15 protein-coding genes are annotated in these 16,329 nt (G+C 39.2%); 9 read left to right on the top strand and 6 right to left on the bottom strand.

The window, feature by feature from the left end:
- Window positions 1–33: 33 nt before the first annotated feature.
- A complete protein-coding gene (locus AC1M9N_RS07105; protein ID WP_481608797.1) occupies window positions 34–936 on the top strand; it encodes a thiamine phosphate synthase in 903 nt (300 codons plus the stop codon).
- Between the two features lie 30 nt (window positions 937–966).
- Here the strand turns inward: AC1M9N_RS07105 and AC1M9N_RS07100 are convergent, their stop codons facing one another.
- Both AC1M9N_RS07100 and mrcB read right to left on the bottom strand, forming a co-directional pair.
- Complete coding sequence (locus AC1M9N_RS07100) at window positions 967–1,536, bottom strand: tetratricopeptide repeat protein (protein WP_481608798.1); 570 nt, start codon at window positions 1,534–1,536, stop codon at window positions 967–969.
- Window positions 1,537–1,562: 26 nt separating this feature from the next.
- Complete coding sequence (gene mrcB / locus AC1M9N_RS07095; protein ID WP_481608799.1) at window positions 1,563–3,959, bottom strand: penicillin-binding protein 1B; 2,397 nt, start codon at window positions 3,957–3,959, stop codon at window positions 1,563–1,565.
- Between the two features lie 227 nt (window positions 3,960–4,186).
- On the opposite strand from mrcB, the gene AC1M9N_RS07090 reads away from it, so the two are divergent.
- A complete protein-coding gene (locus tag AC1M9N_RS07090) occupies window positions 4,187–5,128 on the top strand; it encodes an NAD(+) kinase (RefSeq protein ID WP_092767167.1) in 942 nt (313 codons plus the stop codon).
- Between the two features lie 2 nt (window positions 5,129–5,130).
- Window positions 5,131–5,397 (top strand): YeaC family protein, encoded by a 267-nt coding sequence (locus AC1M9N_RS07085; protein WP_035267325.1) that lies wholly within the window; start codon window positions 5,131–5,133, stop codon window positions 5,395–5,397.
- A 49-nt stretch (window positions 5,398–5,446) separates the two neighbouring features.
- On the opposite strand, the gene AC1M9N_RS07080 is transcribed toward AC1M9N_RS07085, so the two are convergent.
- A complete protein-coding gene (locus AC1M9N_RS07080) occupies window positions 5,447–6,448 on the bottom strand; it encodes a glycosyl transferase family protein (RefSeq protein WP_481608800.1) in 1,002 nt (333 codons plus the stop codon).
- Between the two features lie 211 nt (window positions 6,449–6,659).
- On the opposite strand from AC1M9N_RS07080, the gene AC1M9N_RS07075 reads away from it, so the two are divergent.
- The 4 genes from AC1M9N_RS07075 to AC1M9N_RS07060 all read left to right on the top strand — a co-directional run bounded on the left by AC1M9N_RS07075 (window position 6,660) and on the right by AC1M9N_RS07060 (window position 11,945).
- On the top strand, window positions 6,660–7,802 hold the full coding sequence (locus AC1M9N_RS07075) for an acyl-CoA dehydrogenase family protein (RefSeq protein WP_481597408.1): 1,143 nt from the start codon (window positions 6,660–6,662) through the stop codon (window positions 7,800–7,802).
- 281 nt (window positions 7,803–8,083) lie between these two features.
- Window positions 8,084–9,193 carry a prephenate dehydratase gene (gene pheA / locus AC1M9N_RS07070; RefSeq protein WP_035267321.1) on the top strand — a complete coding sequence of 370 codons (1,110 nt, stop codon included), beginning with the start codon at window positions 8,084–8,086 and terminating at the stop codon, window positions 9,191–9,193.
- A 19-nt stretch (window positions 9,194–9,212) separates the two neighbouring features.
- Window positions 9,213–11,459: a bifunctional prephenate dehydrogenase/3-phosphoshikimate 1-carboxyvinyltransferase gene (locus AC1M9N_RS07065; RefSeq protein ID WP_481608801.1), complete on the top strand. Its 2,247-nt coding sequence runs from the start codon at window positions 9,213–9,215 to the stop codon at window positions 11,457–11,459.
- Between the two features lie 111 nt (window positions 11,460–11,570).
- Window positions 11,571–11,945: a hypothetical protein gene (locus AC1M9N_RS07060; RefSeq protein WP_092767159.1), complete on the top strand. Its 375-nt coding sequence runs from the start codon at window positions 11,571–11,573 to the stop codon at window positions 11,943–11,945.
- A 67-nt stretch (window positions 11,946–12,012) separates the two neighbouring features.
- On the opposite strand, the gene AC1M9N_RS07055 is transcribed toward AC1M9N_RS07060, so the two are convergent.
- Window positions 12,013–12,642, bottom strand: coding sequence for an alpha/beta hydrolase (locus AC1M9N_RS07055; protein WP_035267316.1), 630 nt, complete (start codon window positions 12,640–12,642; stop codon window positions 12,013–12,015).
- A 123-nt stretch (window positions 12,643–12,765) separates the two neighbouring features.
- Here AC1M9N_RS07055 and yaaA point away from each other — a divergent pair, with 123 nt between their 5' ends.
- Together yaaA and AC1M9N_RS07045 are read left to right on the top strand one after the other, a co-directional pair.
- On the top strand, window positions 12,766–13,545 hold the full coding sequence (yaaA, locus tag AC1M9N_RS07050) for a peroxide stress protein YaaA (RefSeq protein ID WP_481608802.1): 780 nt from the start codon (window positions 12,766–12,768) through the stop codon (window positions 13,543–13,545).
- A gap of 210 nt (window positions 13,546–13,755) precedes the next feature.
- On the top strand, window positions 13,756–14,163 hold the full coding sequence (locus AC1M9N_RS07045) for an HD domain-containing protein (RefSeq protein ID WP_481608803.1): 408 nt from the start codon (window positions 13,756–13,758) through the stop codon (window positions 14,161–14,163).
- Window positions 14,164–14,200: 37 nt separating this feature from the next.
- On the opposite strand, the gene AC1M9N_RS07040 is transcribed toward AC1M9N_RS07045, so the two are convergent.
- Both AC1M9N_RS07040 and AC1M9N_RS07035 read right to left on the bottom strand, forming a co-directional pair.
- Complete coding sequence (locus AC1M9N_RS07040) at window positions 14,201–15,613, bottom strand: cryptochrome/photolyase family protein (RefSeq protein ID WP_481608804.1); 1,413 nt, start codon at window positions 15,611–15,613, stop codon at window positions 14,201–14,203.
- A gap of 131 nt (window positions 15,614–15,744) precedes the next feature.
- Window positions 15,745–16,227, bottom strand: coding sequence for an FKBP-type peptidyl-prolyl cis-trans isomerase (locus tag AC1M9N_RS07035; protein WP_092767151.1), 483 nt, complete (start codon window positions 16,225–16,227; stop codon window positions 15,745–15,747).
- Window positions 16,228–16,329: the final 102 nt, after the last annotated feature.

Below are 16,329 nucleotides of genomic sequence, written 5' to 3'. Positions count from 1 at the left end.
TACAATTAAGCACTCATTTTTTGAAAGATAATCATGTCAAAAAAAACGATTAATGTTTCTATAGCGTTGTTATTCCATAAAAATCAAGTTCTTGTAGGGTGGAGAGAAGCCTCTTTACATCAGGGGGGGAAAGCTGAGTTTCCTGGAGGGAAAGTCGAGTTAGGAGAAACTCCTGAACAAGCTTGCCAGCGTGAAGTTCAAGAAGAGGTGGGAATTTTTCTAGATCATGTCTATTTATTTGATCTTATTACGCATGAATATGAAGATCTAATCGTAAAATTGCATATTTATCAGGCTTATGTTGATCAGTCTCTACTAGATCATATTCAAAGTCCTTGGACATGGCATGATCGTTCAGCACTAACCATTTTGAATTTTCCTAAAGCTAATGATGCCATTGTTAAACGACTACTCTGGCCGAATAAAATTGCAATAAAAAATATAGATCGTCTCGATACAACCATTGATCTTAATCGAGTTAGCTATTTGAGAACTGAAAATGCTTTAGATTTTGCGCTGCAACTCAACCAGTATAATCAACTGGATCAGCTCATTATCAATCGTGATGTGTGGATAGGATTATCAGAATCAAATCAGAAAAAAGTATTTGCCGTACAATTTAAACATGATCAATTGATGCAATTAAATTCTGATTCATTTATGGAGGAATGGAAGGGCATTAAACGCATCGCATCCTGTCATGACCATTCTAGTGTCAGTCGAGCTGTAGCGTTAGGTTTTGATGCAATATTTTTAAGTCCAGTACTGTGTACAACATCGCATCCTCAGCAAGCACCCTTAGGTTGGACGCAGTTTGAATTGTTATCAAAAGATATACATATACCAGTTTATGCGCTAGGCGGTATGAAGCCTGAATTATTAGATCAGGCCATACAACATGGAGCTTATGGAATTGCTGGTATTCGTGCTTTTTAAAGGCATTAAAAAGTAAAACTCATGCTTAAATCAAAATTTCTTGATTTGGTTTTGTGCTTCTTGGATGAGTTTTTGATTTTTTTGGAGTTGGCTTGATTTCAAAATAATTTGCCAAAGTTGTCGTTTCATCGTTGCTGTTTGAGCATAACTGAGACCTCGTTTTGCCAACGATTCAGCATTTTTTGCCTCATTTTTTTGATTGGCAATCATCGCGAGATACATATAGGTCTCTGCAGATTGAGGGGCAAGTCTTTGTGCTTGGAGTGCGGCTTTCTCAGCTTCACTCCATTTTGCTTGACGAAATGCATGATGGGTTTGTTGCATTAAGTTTTTAAATGCGGGAAGTTGGCGGCCATCATCGAATTTTTGAGTTGAGCTTTTCTGTTCAGGAATAACAATTTGTAATTGTTCCCGTTTAATCTCAGGTCGATCGTAAGGCGTAATTTTAATACCATCGGCATCTTTTTGGGATGGTGTTGTTTTAGTCTCAGCTTGTTTAGGTTTCTGAGACGGTTGTGAGTTTTGAGAGGAGGTTAAAGTTTGGCAACCGCCTAAGAGTAATATGCTGGCGAATAGTACGCTAAAATTCAGTTTTGTCATTAACCTTAACTCCTCCTAAACTTATTTTAAGGATTATAACTTCCACTCGAAAGTACTCGAGTGGCATTCGTATTTAAATCCCGTTCCATTTCTGTTTCGCTCTCACGAATATATTGGTCGATGCTGTCTTCTGCTGGAATTTCTTCTGCATTCGTTTCAGGAACGTAAGTCGGCTCTACTTGGTAGTGTGGTAAGCCACATGCTGTTGCGCGACGTGGAACAGTATATTTAAGTATCGGTACATAGAGCGCACCTTGACAACCTTGAGCTGAAAGCTCGCCGCTATTTGAATCAATCCAATGCCATTGTACCTCATCAGGTTGACGTAAATTGACTGGTTTTTGCTTCAGTTGCTTCATTACATTGGTCCACACGGGTAAAGCGCCAGATGAGCCCGTTAAGCCTGTGACTTTATTGTCATCTAATCCAAGCCAGACAACTGCCAAATGATTACCTGAATACCCCGCGAACCAAGAATCTCTTGTATCATTGGTCGTACCTGATTTACCCGCTAGATTTAGATTCGGAGCGAGGCCGTTATAAGCAGCACGTCCTGTACCTGCCGACATCACACGTTGTAATCCGTAATTTAAAATATAAGCAGCCGATGGGTCGATCGTTTGTTGAACATTTAAACTATAGCGATTAATGAGCTGACCATTGGTATCAACAACTGTTCGGATAGATTTTGTAGGATATTTAAACCCTCCAGTTGCAAAGTTGCCATAAATATTCATGATTTCCATAGGTGACATTTCAACAGCCCCTAAGAAAATCGATGGATAATTCGGAATAGGTGAAGTCACGCCAAACTTCATTAAATGATTGGTAAATGAAGAAAGTCCAAATTCTTGTCCCAAGCGAACTGTAGATAGGTTATATGAATTGGCTAAAGCTTGAACCATTGGGACGTAACCATACGAAGTTCCGCTATAATTTTTTGGGGTCCAAGTCTGATTGCGATCGACTGGCACACTAATTGGCGAGTCTTCGATTGCCGTCGCCCAGTTATAACGACCAGATTCCAAAGCAGTTAGGAAAATAACAGGTTTTAATAATGAGCCTACCTGACGTTTTGCATCAACTGCGCGGTTAAAACCTGTGAAGTCAGATACTGAACCTACGGCTGCAATCAATTCACCATTTTCAGGGTGAGAAACTAATACCGCGCCTTGAAGCTCTTTCAAGCGTGCAGGATTGGTCTTAGACAGTCTTGATACTGAATCTGTAAATGATTTTTGTACTTTGATTTGTGCGATTGGATCTAATGTGGTGAAAATTCGAAGACCTTGTTTCGTTAAATCGCTTTCTTGGTATTCTGTTTTGAGTTGACGACGAACGATGTCTAGGAAATCAGGGAAGCGAGCTGGGCCTAAAGTCGGTTTTTTAATCACGTTTAAAGGTTTAGCTGACTCAGTTTCATATTGATCTTCAGTCAAATATCCCATGACTAACATATTGTTTAGAACAACATTACGGCGTTTTAATGCACTTTCAGGATTTCTCCAAGGATTGTATAAGCTAGGACCTTGAACGAGTCCAACAAGGAAAGCCTGTTGCGCTACACTCAATTCTCTAAGTGGTAAACCAAAATAAAATTGAGACGCTAAACCATAGCCATTGATCGAGTAATTACCATTTTGTCCTAAATTAACTTCATTCAAATATGCTTCCAGAATTTCATCTTTGTCATAATGAAACTCAAGCAACAACGCCATAAAGGCTTCATTTACTTTACGTTTGATTGTACGTTCAGGGGTCAAATAAAAGTTTTTAACCAATTGCTGCGTGAGTGTAGAACCACCTTGACGCTTACCACCAGTAACGTTGCTTACAACTGCGCGTGCTGTACCACGAAACGAGACGCCGTGATGGTGATAGAAGTTACGGTCTTCAGTGGCAATAAGCGCTTGAATTAAAGGTTTAGGAACACGATTGAGTTTAATGAGAACACGGTCTTCGTTGTGTTGAGGGTAGATTCCCCCAACTAACATTGGTTCTAGACGGGCAATCCCCGTACTCGATGGTTTTGTTGCTTTAATCTCTGAAATTTGACTAGCGCCAAAACTGACTTGGAGGATTTGTTCTGGTTCTACACTATCACCAAAATCGAAACCACGCGTGTGGACATAAATGGTATTACCTTGAACCAAAAAATTACCTGGCTTGGTATAGTCTTCAGCGTTTTTATAACCCAACAGACCTAGCTCTTGAATGAAGTTTTGTTGCTCAACGGGTGCATTAGCATAAACTTCCAAGGGGCGTGCATATACTTTCGCTGGAATATCCCAACGATTGCCTTCAAATTTATCGCGAATAATATTATCTAAACGGATTAGATAAATACTAAAAGCCACAAATGCAGAAATCACCAGCACTGAGAAAATCAATGCAATTAAGCCAATACCACGTTCAAACTTCATAGATCAAAAAGCAAAACCCTGTTTTATTGCGCTCATCATGCGAAGCTTTTTTATAATTTGCAATAATTAAACTGTGAATTTATGCCTTTTTTAGATAAATGTAATGATTTATCTAATTCAATATTAAGGAGAAAATTAAGATTTTAAGTTGGGGAAATGTGAAATTATTCGTGAAATTCATAACATGAAACAGGCTTGAAATATGTAAGTCACAGAATGATGATGATATGATACTCAATAATTCATCTGGAGCCGTAGCATACGTGCAACTTTCAGCAAAGTCATTTCGTAATATTGGATTAATTGGACGACCAGATAAATCATCTGTGGTTGAGACTTTAAGTCTAATTCATGACCATTTGATTAGTTTAGGTTTGCATCCAGTTTTTGATTCAGAAACCGCTAAATTGGTCCCTTATAAAAATTCGCAAACGGTCAGTCGAGCTTTATTGGGTGAAGTTACAGATTTGGTGATTGTCGTAGGTGGTGATGGTTCATTGCTTCAAGCGGCTAGATCTTTAGTGAAATACAATACTCCCGTCATCGGGGTAAACCGTGGGCGTTTAGGTTTCCTAACAGATATCAAACCGACAGAAGTGTTATTTAAATTAGATCAAGTCTTGAAAGGTGAGTTTCAGCTAGATCGCCGTTTTTTATTAGAAGTCGAAGTTCGTAGTAAAAATGAACTGATTTATGATGCAATAGCATTGAATGATGTGGTTCTGCATTCAGGTAAGTCAGTCCATATGATTGAGTTTGATCTTCATATTGATGGTCAATATGTTTATCGCCAACACAGTGATGGTTTGATTGTATCGACACCTACGGGTTCAACAGCATACGCACTTTCTGGTGGCGGTCCAATTTTGCACCCAAGTATGGATGCGATCGCGCTAGTGCCAATGCACCCGCATACGCTTTCTTCTCGTCCGATTGTGGTGGGTGGTCAAAGTGAAATTAAAATTCAAATTCGTAAGAATCGAGTGTTGCCAATGGTGAGTGCTGATGGGCAACACAGTGTTTCTTTAAATGAAGGTGATTGGTTGCATATTCGCAAACATCCTTTCAAACTTACTTTATTACATCCACCTGGATACGACTTTTATATGGCATGTCGTACCAAACTAGGATGGAATCAAGATTACGATTCATTTCATCAGCAGGACTAAACATGAATATTGAACAAATGTTATCAGTTTTGGATGCAGACATCGTTGCTCGTTTAAGAACTGCCGTTGAAATCGGTAAATGGCCAAACGGTGTAGCTTTAACTCAAGAGCAGCGTCAGATTTCAATGCAAGCAGTCATTGCTTGGGAAGCTAAAAATCTGCCAGAAACAGAAAGATCAGGGTATATTGATAAAGGTCATAAAGAGGAAGGTGATGAATGTGATTCACATGTTCCAGAGCCAGAATTTCAACCTATACGTTTTGTATAATCTTCTATGTTAAAAAAGACACCTGATGGTGTCTTTTTTTAATCCGAAGTTAAACTCGATGACGTGACTGCCAGTATTCTTGAGCCAAGGTCTGTGCTTGTGTAAATGTTTCAGCCACATTCATAGTGTAGATTGCGATTGCCATAGTTTCAATAACAGCCACCTCTCCATAGCTATGGTGGGCATCACCTAACCATACGGCATTGAAAGTATCTAAGTTCAACTCTTCTTCAATTGCTGAACGATCAGCTGTGAGTTTCGGAAGTTCAAGCTCATACAGTTCACCGTCTCGTATACCGCAAATTAAGGTTTTTGCATCTGGGTTTCGTTCAAATTCACCGCCTTCACCTTTAATCACCGCACTGTTAACGTAACCTAATTTGGCAGCAGTCTGTTGATGAGAACTGCGATACACAGGGTGAAATATCGCTTGCAAAGTGGCTTTGGCATTGAAGGGATTGATGAGTCGTGAAAGCGTATGAATGGGTGAGCGTAAGCCCATGATATTGCGTAATGCAATTAAATCACTCAAGGTAGGTGAAATGACTTCGAGTGGTATATAGGCAAAGTTATGCTGATTCAGTTCTGATGCCACTTCGTTTTCATTTTGACAAATGGTATAACCTAAATACTGTAAAACTTGTTCTGTATATAATCGATTGAGGGTATGTCCAGAAGCCCCATGCATTACAATACGATGACCATGTTTTGCTAAGGTTAACGCCGATAAGATAAACCACGGATAGTGTTTGCGTTTCCCCGCGTAAGAAGACCAGTCTAGGTCGACATCAATAGCTCTAAATTTAAGTTGATCACGAGTCGCTTGCACAAAGCCAGCCAGTTCATCTACAGATTCTTCTTTCACTCGTAAAAGCATTAAAAAAGCACCCAGCTGAACGTCTAATACCTCATTTTTTAAAATCATCTCAAATGCTTGATAGGCTTCTTCATAGGTCAGTGATCGCGCACCATTTTTTCCTTTGCCAAGAATACGAACAAATTGCGCAAATGGATGTTCAAAGTCTTTATATAAATTACGTTTTGTATTCATGATCAATGCAGTTGGATGTTCTTAATGACATTGTAACGTGGAATGATGCTTCGAATAAAAGCTAAATATCAAATTCAATGATCAAGCATTATTTTTAGCTTTTGAGACTGACCAAATTGTATGAATTTTCAAGCGCTTTTGTCCATGACAACTGGAAAAAAACGGGATAGCATGAAAACTTATAAAAAAATGAAGTGTAAGGAACACAAGAATGTTGGCATATGATGCAGATTTAGAATTATTCCGTGATAATTTCAAACGTTTTATGAGTGAGCACGTTGCTCCTTATTATGAGCAGTGGGAACGCGAAGGAAAAATGCCACGTTCAGTGTGGAATGCACTTGGTGAAAATGGCTTCTTGTGCGTAGATGTTCCTGAAGAATATGGTGGTTATGGTGTTCCAACAGAATATTCTTTAATGTTGGTTGAAGAGTCGGCACGTGCAGGTTATAGCGCATTATCGACAGGTATTTCATGTCACTCAGAAATTGCAGCACCATATATTCTACACATCGCGAACGAAGAACAAAAAAAATACTGGTTGCCAAAAATGGTTTCTGGTGAAGTGGTGGGAGCAATTGGAATGACAGAGCCAGGTGCTGGTTCTGATTTACAAGCCATCCGTACGAATGCCATTTTGAATGGTGATCATTATGTTTTGAATGGCTCTAAAACCTTTATTTCAAATGGTCAGCATGCAGACTTGGTTGTGCTTGCCGTTAAAACAGATCCTCAGGCACGTGCTAAAGGCGTCTCACTTCTATTGGTTGATACTCATTTAGAAGGGTTTAAAAAAGGCACAAATCTCGACAAAATCGGTTTGCATTCGCAAGATACTTCGGAACTCTTTTTTGACAATGTCAAAGTTCCAGCTGATCAGCTTTTAGGTCAAGCGGGTCAGGGATTTGCATATTTGATGCAAGAATTACCACGTGAACGTACAGCGATTGCTGCGACAGCATTAGGAGCAATTCGAGGTTCAATTGATGTGACAGTTCAATATGTCCAAGAACGTCAGGCTTTTGGTCAAAAAATTGGACAATTCCAAAATTCTCGTTTTGTTTTAGCACAAGCGAAAATCGATGAACTGGCTACAGCCGCTTTTTATAATCAAAACCTAGCATTGTATAAAGAAGGGAAATTGGATGTTGAAACAGCAGCTGCATTAAAAAGTTTCAGTACAGATATGCAAATGAAAGTGGCGGATAATCTACTGCAACTCTTTGGTGGCTATGGCTATATGACGGAATATCCTATTTCACGCTTCTTTGTGGATGCACGTATTCAACGAATCTACGGCGGAACCAACGAAATCATGAAAGAAATCGTAGCACGTGGCATGCTAGGACGTTAATTTTTATCCGTATTTACATCTCGCTTGAGGAATACAAGCGAGATGTATTCGAATGTGTTTTCAATTTTAAAACTTATAGAACGAACTGATTTAAAAAAAAAGATTAAAGCTATCCTATTCAATGTTCTTGTCTTTTTTCTAATTTATAGCGCGTATTGGATTGATGATTATTTCAACTGTATATTTTTAAGTCTTATTGCCATAAAGTTTGGTTGCTTAACATTTGAAAGCTAACTATTGTTATACTGTTTACATAACTGATTCTGTAAGGCGACATTACAATGATCAACGATGATCAAAACACGACGAATTCTTTAGACTTAGCTAAAATACGCGAAGATATCGACTCAGTAGATCAACAACTCCAACAACTGATTAACCGTCGAGCACGACTTGCTGAAGCTGTAGCAAAAGCAAAATTTGCTTCTGAAGAAAATCCAATGTTTTATCGTCCTGAGCGTGAAGCACAAGTTTTGCGTAATGTGATGGAGCGTAATGAAGGTCCTTTATCTGACGTGACGATGGCGCGTTTGTTTAGAGAAATTATGTCTGCGTGTCTTGCTTTAGAAGCACCACAAAGCATTGCTTTCCTTGGTCCAGTAGGAACTTACACCCATTCGGCAGTACTGAAGCATTTTGGACATGATGCGGTTGTGCGCCCACTTCCTACAATTGATGAAGTGTTCCGTGAAGTCGAAGCAGGCAGTGCACATTATGGTTTAGTTCCTGTTGAGAACTCATCCGAAGGTGTGGTTAACCACACGCTTGATTGTTTTAAAGCGTCACATTTAAATGTGATTGGTGAAGTTGAATTACGTATTCATCATCAATTTTTGATTTCTTCAAATACGCGTAAAGATAGCATTAAACAAATCTATGCGCATCAACAAACTTTAGCTCAATGTCGTGGTTGGCTCGATGCTCATTATCCAGGTGTTGAACGTGTGGCTTTGAGTTCGAATGCTGAAGCTGCTCGCCGTATCCGTAATGAATGGCATTCTGCGGCAATCGCATCTGAAACAGCTGCGAGCTTATATGATTTAGAAATCTTACATAGCAATATTGAAGATAATCCAGAAAATACAACACGCTTCTTAGTTATTGGGCGTGAAAAAGTACCACAAAGTGGTAATGATAAAACTTCTTTATTGATCTCTGCACATGACCGTGCAGGTGCGTTATTAGAAATTTTAGCGCCGTTCGCTAAACATAACATTAGCTTGACCAGTATCGAAACAAGACCTGCTTTGCCTGAAAAATGGGCTTATGTATTCTTTATCGATTTAGAAGGGCATATCGAACAAGAGAACGTACGTGCGGCTGTCGAAGAAATTCGTCCATTAGTCAAAGAAATCCGTGTTCTTGGTTCATACCCAATTGCGGTACTTTAAAAAGAGTTGAAACTTAGATATGTCTCAACCTTTATTTAAAAAAGTTGCATTTATTGGGCTAGGATTGATTGGATCAAGTTTAGCACGTGTCATTCAAGCACATGGTCTTGCTGAAAATGTTGTGGCATCTACGCGATCTGTTCAAACGTTAGAAGATGCTAAAGCTTTAGGTTTGATTAGTGAAGGATATGCTGATGCCAAAGATGCAGTGGTTGATGCAGATTTAATTGTTCTTGCTTTACCCGTGAGAGCTACACAATCTGTATTGAACTCGATCAAATCTGTGATTACTCCTGATACTATAATTACAGATGTGGGCAGTACCAAAGGCAATGTGGTTGAGGCTGCAATTGCGGTTTTTGGTGAGCAGTTACCCGCAGGTTTTGTTCCAGGGCATCCAATAGCTGGTGCTGAACATACTGGTGTTCATGCAGGTAAAGTAGATTTATTTGCTAACCACAAAGTGATATTAACGCCGTTAGCAACAAGTGCTGAGTGGGCAGTGCAAAAACTGATTCAGTTATGGCAAGCTGCTCAAGCTGAAGTAATTTGTATGGATGTGGAAAAGCATGATGAGGTGCTTGCGCATACAAGTCATCTGCCACATTTAATGGCATTCAATTTGGTTGAGCAACTTGCAAATCGTGAAGATAATCTGGACATTTTCCGTTATGCAGCAGGTGGTTTCAGAGACTTTTCTCGCATTGCGGCGAGTGATCCACAAATGTGGCATGACATATTCTTTGCCAATAAAAAAGCGATTTTGAATGCTGTTGATGGATTTGAGAACCAATTGGCTCATATTCGACAGCTCATTGAAAACGAAGATTCAAAAGCACTCATGGGATTGCTTGGACATGCTCAAGCAGCACGCCAACATTTTAACCATATGCTTGCCAAGAAACCTTTAATGGAGAACAAAACTGTGACACAGCAATTTACTATTCTGCCGGGTGCTAAATCATTTTCTGGAAAATTTAGCGTGCCAGGTGACAAATCTGTGTCACACCGTTCAATCATGTTTGGTGCGATCGCTGAAGGTACAACACATGTTACTGGTTTCTTAGAAGGTGAAGATGCCTTAGCAACACTTCAAGCATTCCGTGATATGGGTGTAAATATTGAAGGTCCAAAAAATGGTGAAGTCACGATTCATGGTGTAGGAATGTATGGCCTTAAAGCTCCAGCAAGTGAGCTTTATATGGGTAACTCTGGGACTTCGATGCGTCTTCTGTCAGGGATGTTGTCTGCGCAAAAATTTGACTCAGTAATGACTGGTGATGCATCGTTGAGCAAACGTCCTATGGAACGTATTGCAAAGCCACTCCGTGAAATGGGTGCTCAAATTCAAACAACAGGTGAGCGTGGCACACCGCCAGTATCGATCACAGGTAATCAGCAACTAAAAGGTATTCATTACGATTTACCGATGGCTTCTGCACAAGTGAAGTCTGGCATTCTGCTCGCTGGTTTATGGGCAGAAGGTGTAACGTCGGTGACTGAGCCAGAACCGACACGTGATCACTCTGAGCGTATGTTACGTGCATTTGGGTATGATGTGAAAACTGAAGGTAACCGTATTTCTTTAAAAGGTGGTGGTAAGTTAGTTGGCACGAATATTCAAGTGCCTTCAGATATTTCATCTGCTGCGTTCTTTATGGTGGGTGCTGCCATTACTGAAAATTCAGATGTAACACTTGAGGCAGTGGGTATTAACCCTACTCGTACTGGTGTGATCGAAATTTTGAAGCAAATGGGGGCTGATATTTCAGTCGAGAATGAACGAATTGCAGGTGGTGAACCAATCGCTGATATTCGAATTCGTGGCACTCGTACTTTGAAAGGCATCCACATGCCTGAAGATCAAGTGCCTTTAGCGATTGATGAATTCCCAGCATTATTTATTGCTGCAGCTTGTGCTGAAGGTCAAACAGTGTTAACTGGTGCAGCTGAACTTCGTGTAAAAGAGTCTGATCGAATCCAAGTGATGGCTGATGGATTGAAAACAATGGGTGTTGATTGTACGCCTACGGAAGACGGTATTATTATTGAAGGTAAAGGTAAGTCTGGTGATTGGTCTGCTATCTTTACAGGTGGTGAAATTGAGTCACATCATGATCATCGTATTGCAATGAGTTTCTCCATTGCGGGTCTGCGTACTTCAGGCGCAATTAAAATTGTGGGAACTGAAACCGTTGCAACAAGTTTCCCAACATTTACTCAACTCACTGAACAAGCGGGTTTATCTATTCAAGTTAGTGAATAATACGACCAAAGATTTGTATATTTCTTTTCAAACAGCCAAGCAAAAGCTTGGCTGTTTTGTTTATATTGCTTATTCTAATTCTATATAATTAAAAAGCCTTTGGATGAGGAAATGAAAAAATTACAATTTTTAGTTGATCAAACGAAATACGCTAAGGCTCATTCAAGTCATTCTCATGATAATGCACAAACTTACGTTACAGCATTGTTATCTGAACAGTTGGTGCAACATGGATTTCACACTCAAACTACGAATCCGCATGAATTAGAAGTCAGTGTCTCTGATCACCCAATCGCTTTAGGGGTGAACTGTAATCAACCAGATGGCGAAGGACATTTTGTATGTGAAATAAGTGCGCATGCAGACGAGGAACAGGATTGGTTCCAAAAAATTGAGACGCAGAGTGTGATTAAACAACTTGCGCAAGCAGTAGAGCAGACATTAAGAGAAGATGAGTCGTTCCAGTCGCTAGAATGGAAATCCTAACGAGGAATAAAACAAACCCAATGTAAAGAATCTACACTGGGTTTTTCTGAAACACGTAATATTTATATTAAGCCGTAAGGAAGCGAGTGATCGCGACGCGAAGTTGCTTCAAATAACCTGTGAAGAAGTGATTAGCACCAGGTAGCACTGTAATAATATGGCGTTGAGGCTTTGCCCATTCAATTAAATCGGATAATAAAGTGACTTCATCTGCTTCACCATGAATAAACAGAATATCACCTTTAATTGCCGGAGTAACATAGTGACGGATACCAGCAACTGTGGCTGTTGGTAAACCACATAGAATGACTTGTTCAGGTTGAATTTCTTGAGGTAGTGCATGATAGGCCTTCGCCATAACATGTGCACCAAAACTAAAGCCTCCAACATAGAAAGGCAATGTAAGGTGTTTTGCACGTACTTGACGGATGACTTCTAAAATATCTTCTGTTTCACCAAATCCTTCATCGTGAACCCCTTCACTTTGACCTGATCCACGGAAACTTGGACGATAAACGATATAACCACGCTCAAGGAACATTTGAGCTAGCAGAGTGGGAACTTTGTGTTGAGGAGTACCACCTTGAAGCGGGTGAGGGTGACAAACGACCGCAAATCCTTTTACTTCAGACTGAGGATAATCTACAAAAACCTCAATTTTGCCAACAGGGCCTTGAATGAACATTTGTTCAGACATAAAAATACCGATTAACGTGCAGGAGAATCGTATATTTTAACGTCAATAATTAAAAAAAACACAATTGGAAATAAAATAAGTCTACTGTTATAGTTTGATTAATTGTTTTTTGATCAGGTTTCTATGTTTGCCTTAATTTCTCCTGCTAAGACATTAGATTATGAATCTACACTTCCAACTGATGAGCATACTTTACCAAGATTGCTTGACCACTCACAACAGCTTATAGACGTAAGTCGTAAATTGTCTGCTTCAGAAATCGCCAAATTAATGAGTGTGAGTGAAAAGATTGCGAATCTTAACGTGGAGCGTTTTAGAGATTGGCAATCAGACTTTGATTTATCAAATGCACGCCAAGCAATTTTTGCTTTTAAGGGGGATGTTTATACAGGTCTGGATGCGTATTCGCTTACGCAAGCTGATTTAGAATATGCTCAACGCCATTTAAGAATGCTATCTGGTCTCTATGGATTACTTCGACCAATGGATTTAATGATGCCTTATCGTTTAGAAATGGGCACGAAATTAGCAAATCCACGCGGTCACAATCTTTACGAATTTTGGGGCGATGAAATTACCCAGTTGATCAACGAAGACTTATCAGAAGCCAAGAGTGATTTATTGGTCAATATCGCATCCGATGAATATTATAAATCGGTGAAAGAAAGCAAAATTAAAGCTGAAATTATCAAGCCTGTATTTTTAGACCAGAAAAATGGAAAATATAAAGTGATAAGTTTCTATGCTAAAAAAGCCCGAGGATTGATGGCACGTTATATTATCGAAAATAAACCTAACACGGTGGATGATCTTAAATCATTCAATACAGACGGCTATTATTTCGATGCTGAAAGTTCTTTGAAAGGTGAGCTCGTTTTTAAACGTGATGAGCAGGCTGCTTAAAAATAAATAGGCGGTAGCGGGGCAAGGTGTCTGATGATTGATGCATATTTAAACCAGTTGAGAAGATACTGGGCCGTTACTGCACAACAGCTTGAACTATCCTCAGAGGATTCCATATCTATTCTTGATAGATTAGAAGTTCATTACAGTGAGCCTCATCGGCATTATCATACAGTGCAGCATATCGTTGAATGTATGGATCACTTATAATTGGTTCTACCAAATTTAAAAGATCCTTTATCAGTCTCTATAGCTCTTTGGTTTCATGATGTCATATATGAGCCTAAGGCACACGATAATGAACAACAAAGTGCTGATCTGATGCTGAACATCATATCTCCCCACATGGAGATGAGGAGATATGAGAAAATTTATCAGTGGATATTAGCGACCAAAGAGCATCGTGCTTCAGTTGATTCAGACCTTAACTATTTACTTGATATTGATCTTGCAATTCTTGGTTCAACCGCCAAACGTTTTGAAGAATATCAGCAGCAAATTCATCAAGAATTCAGTTGGGTACCCTCTGAAATTTCTACACTAAAACGAAATGAAGTTCTTAATAGCTTTTATCAAATGGAATCCATTTATAAAACAGCATATTTTCATGACACTTAAGAAAATCAAGCCAAACAAAATTTTGAGCGAGCATTCGTTAGGCTGATTTGAAAGCAGCTAATGCGCGCTGTCGACTCATCTTTAAATCAACAATAGGTTTTGGATAATTGAGTTTAAGATTCGGATATTTAGCATAAGGCTCATGAATGATTTTCGCATCAAGATGAGCTAATTCAGGTATCCATTTGCGAATATAATCACCTTGACTATCAAATTTTTGTGATTGACTAATGGGGTTAAAAATACGGAAATAAGGTACAGCATCTGTACCTGTTGAAGCACACCATTGCCAGCCACCATTATTTGCCGCTAAATCCCCATCTATCAAATGTTGCATAAACCATTGTTCGCCTTTACGCCAGTCGATGAGCAAATTCTTACTAAGGAACATGGCGACAATCATTCTGACACGATTGTGCATCCAACCTGTTTGAAGCATTTGACGGATTCCAGCGTCCACAATTGGAATACCCGTTTGTCCAAATTTCCAAGCATTTAATTCATCGGGTGCATCACGCCATGGCACATTAGACGTATTTAAATTGAATGGTTGATATTTCGATAATCTTGGAAAATCAAATAGGATGTGTTGATAAAATTCTCGCCATAATAACTCATCTAACCAAGTTTGTTGACCATCAGAGTAGAGATGAAAATTGCCATTTGAGCGACTAAAAATTGCAGCCAAACATTGTCGAATCGAAATAATTCCTAGATTTAAATACGGTGATAATTGACTGGTAGCATCAATGTTTGGAAAGTCGCGTTGTTGTTTGTAGGGCTCTAAATTCTCGTCAACAAATTTCTCGAGCATTTGTAGTGCATATGATTCTCCAACAGGCCATTGATATTTAATCTGAGCATCAGGATAAAAATCATGTATCGATGGAATTTTGGAGGTATGAAAGCGTTGTATAAGCTCATGAGGCTGTACTTTCGGTACAGGGAGTGGTTGAGGAACAGAGATATTCAAGATCTCATAGCATGCACGTTTATAAGCACCAAAAACTTGGTAAGGCTGGTGCGTCTTATTACGAATTGATCCAAGTGGGAAAATTGTGCGGTCATGATAATACTCGACAGTTACTTGATGCGATTCTAATAAGGTCTGGACTTGTGCATCACGATGTAACTCATTCACGCCGATTTCAATGTTGGCGTGTATCGCAGTAATTTGATATTTATTTGCGAAAGTTAATAATCTAGCTGGTACATCATCCCATTGGGGAACGATTTCCACTACAAGTGGGATATTGAATTGCTTTAACTCACTTTCAAGTGATTTAAGTTGGCGAAGATAAAAGTCAATTTTAATCACTGCATCATCATGCAATTTCCATTGTTCAGGTGAAAGTATCACCAATGCACAAGTATTCCCATGCCGGTTTGCCTCCATTAACGCCGTGTTGTCCCTAACTCTTAAATCCTGACGAAACCAAATGAGATTCATATGATTAATATCCAAATATCCTCAGGAAATTATAAGAATTTGAATCATTTAAATCGTTAAGCATTGTAATTTTTTGCATAAAAAAAAGGCGAAGCAGGAGCTTCACCTTTTTGTCCTAAAATCCGTAGATCTTAGTGGTGGTGACCACCTACACCGTGAACGTGACCGTGATCTAACTCTTCTTGAGTAGCTTCACGGATTTCAACGATTTCAACATCAAATGTTAAGTCTTGACCAGCAAGCGGGAAGTTAGCATCAACGATTACGTTTTCGCCTTCAACAGCTTTAACAGTCACAATTTGAACGCCATCATCAGTTTGCGCTTGGAATTGCATACCAGCTTCGATGTTGTCTACGCCTTGGAACATTTGTTTAGGTACTTCTTGAACTAAATCAGTGTTGTACTCACCATAAGCTTCAGCAGCAGGAATCGTTACTGTGAATTTGTCACCAGTCGTTTTACCTAACATTGCTTTTTCTAAGCCAGGGATAATGTTGCCAGCGCCTTGCAAATATGCAAGTGGTTCACCTTGAGATTGATCGAGAGTTTCACCCTCTGCATTAGTCAATTTATAGTTAAATAAAACCACAAGGTCATTTGCAATAACTGTCATGTTAATGATCCATTCAAATATTTTAAGGGTACATCATAAAGTGAAAACCAATTTTTGTAGACAATTTTCTAAAAAAAATGCAGTTTCGATAATTTATAACGC

It is taken from the genome of Acinetobacter sp. ANC_7655 (assembly GCF_056784015.1).
This window is presented reverse-complemented; position numbering and strand designations above follow the sequence as displayed.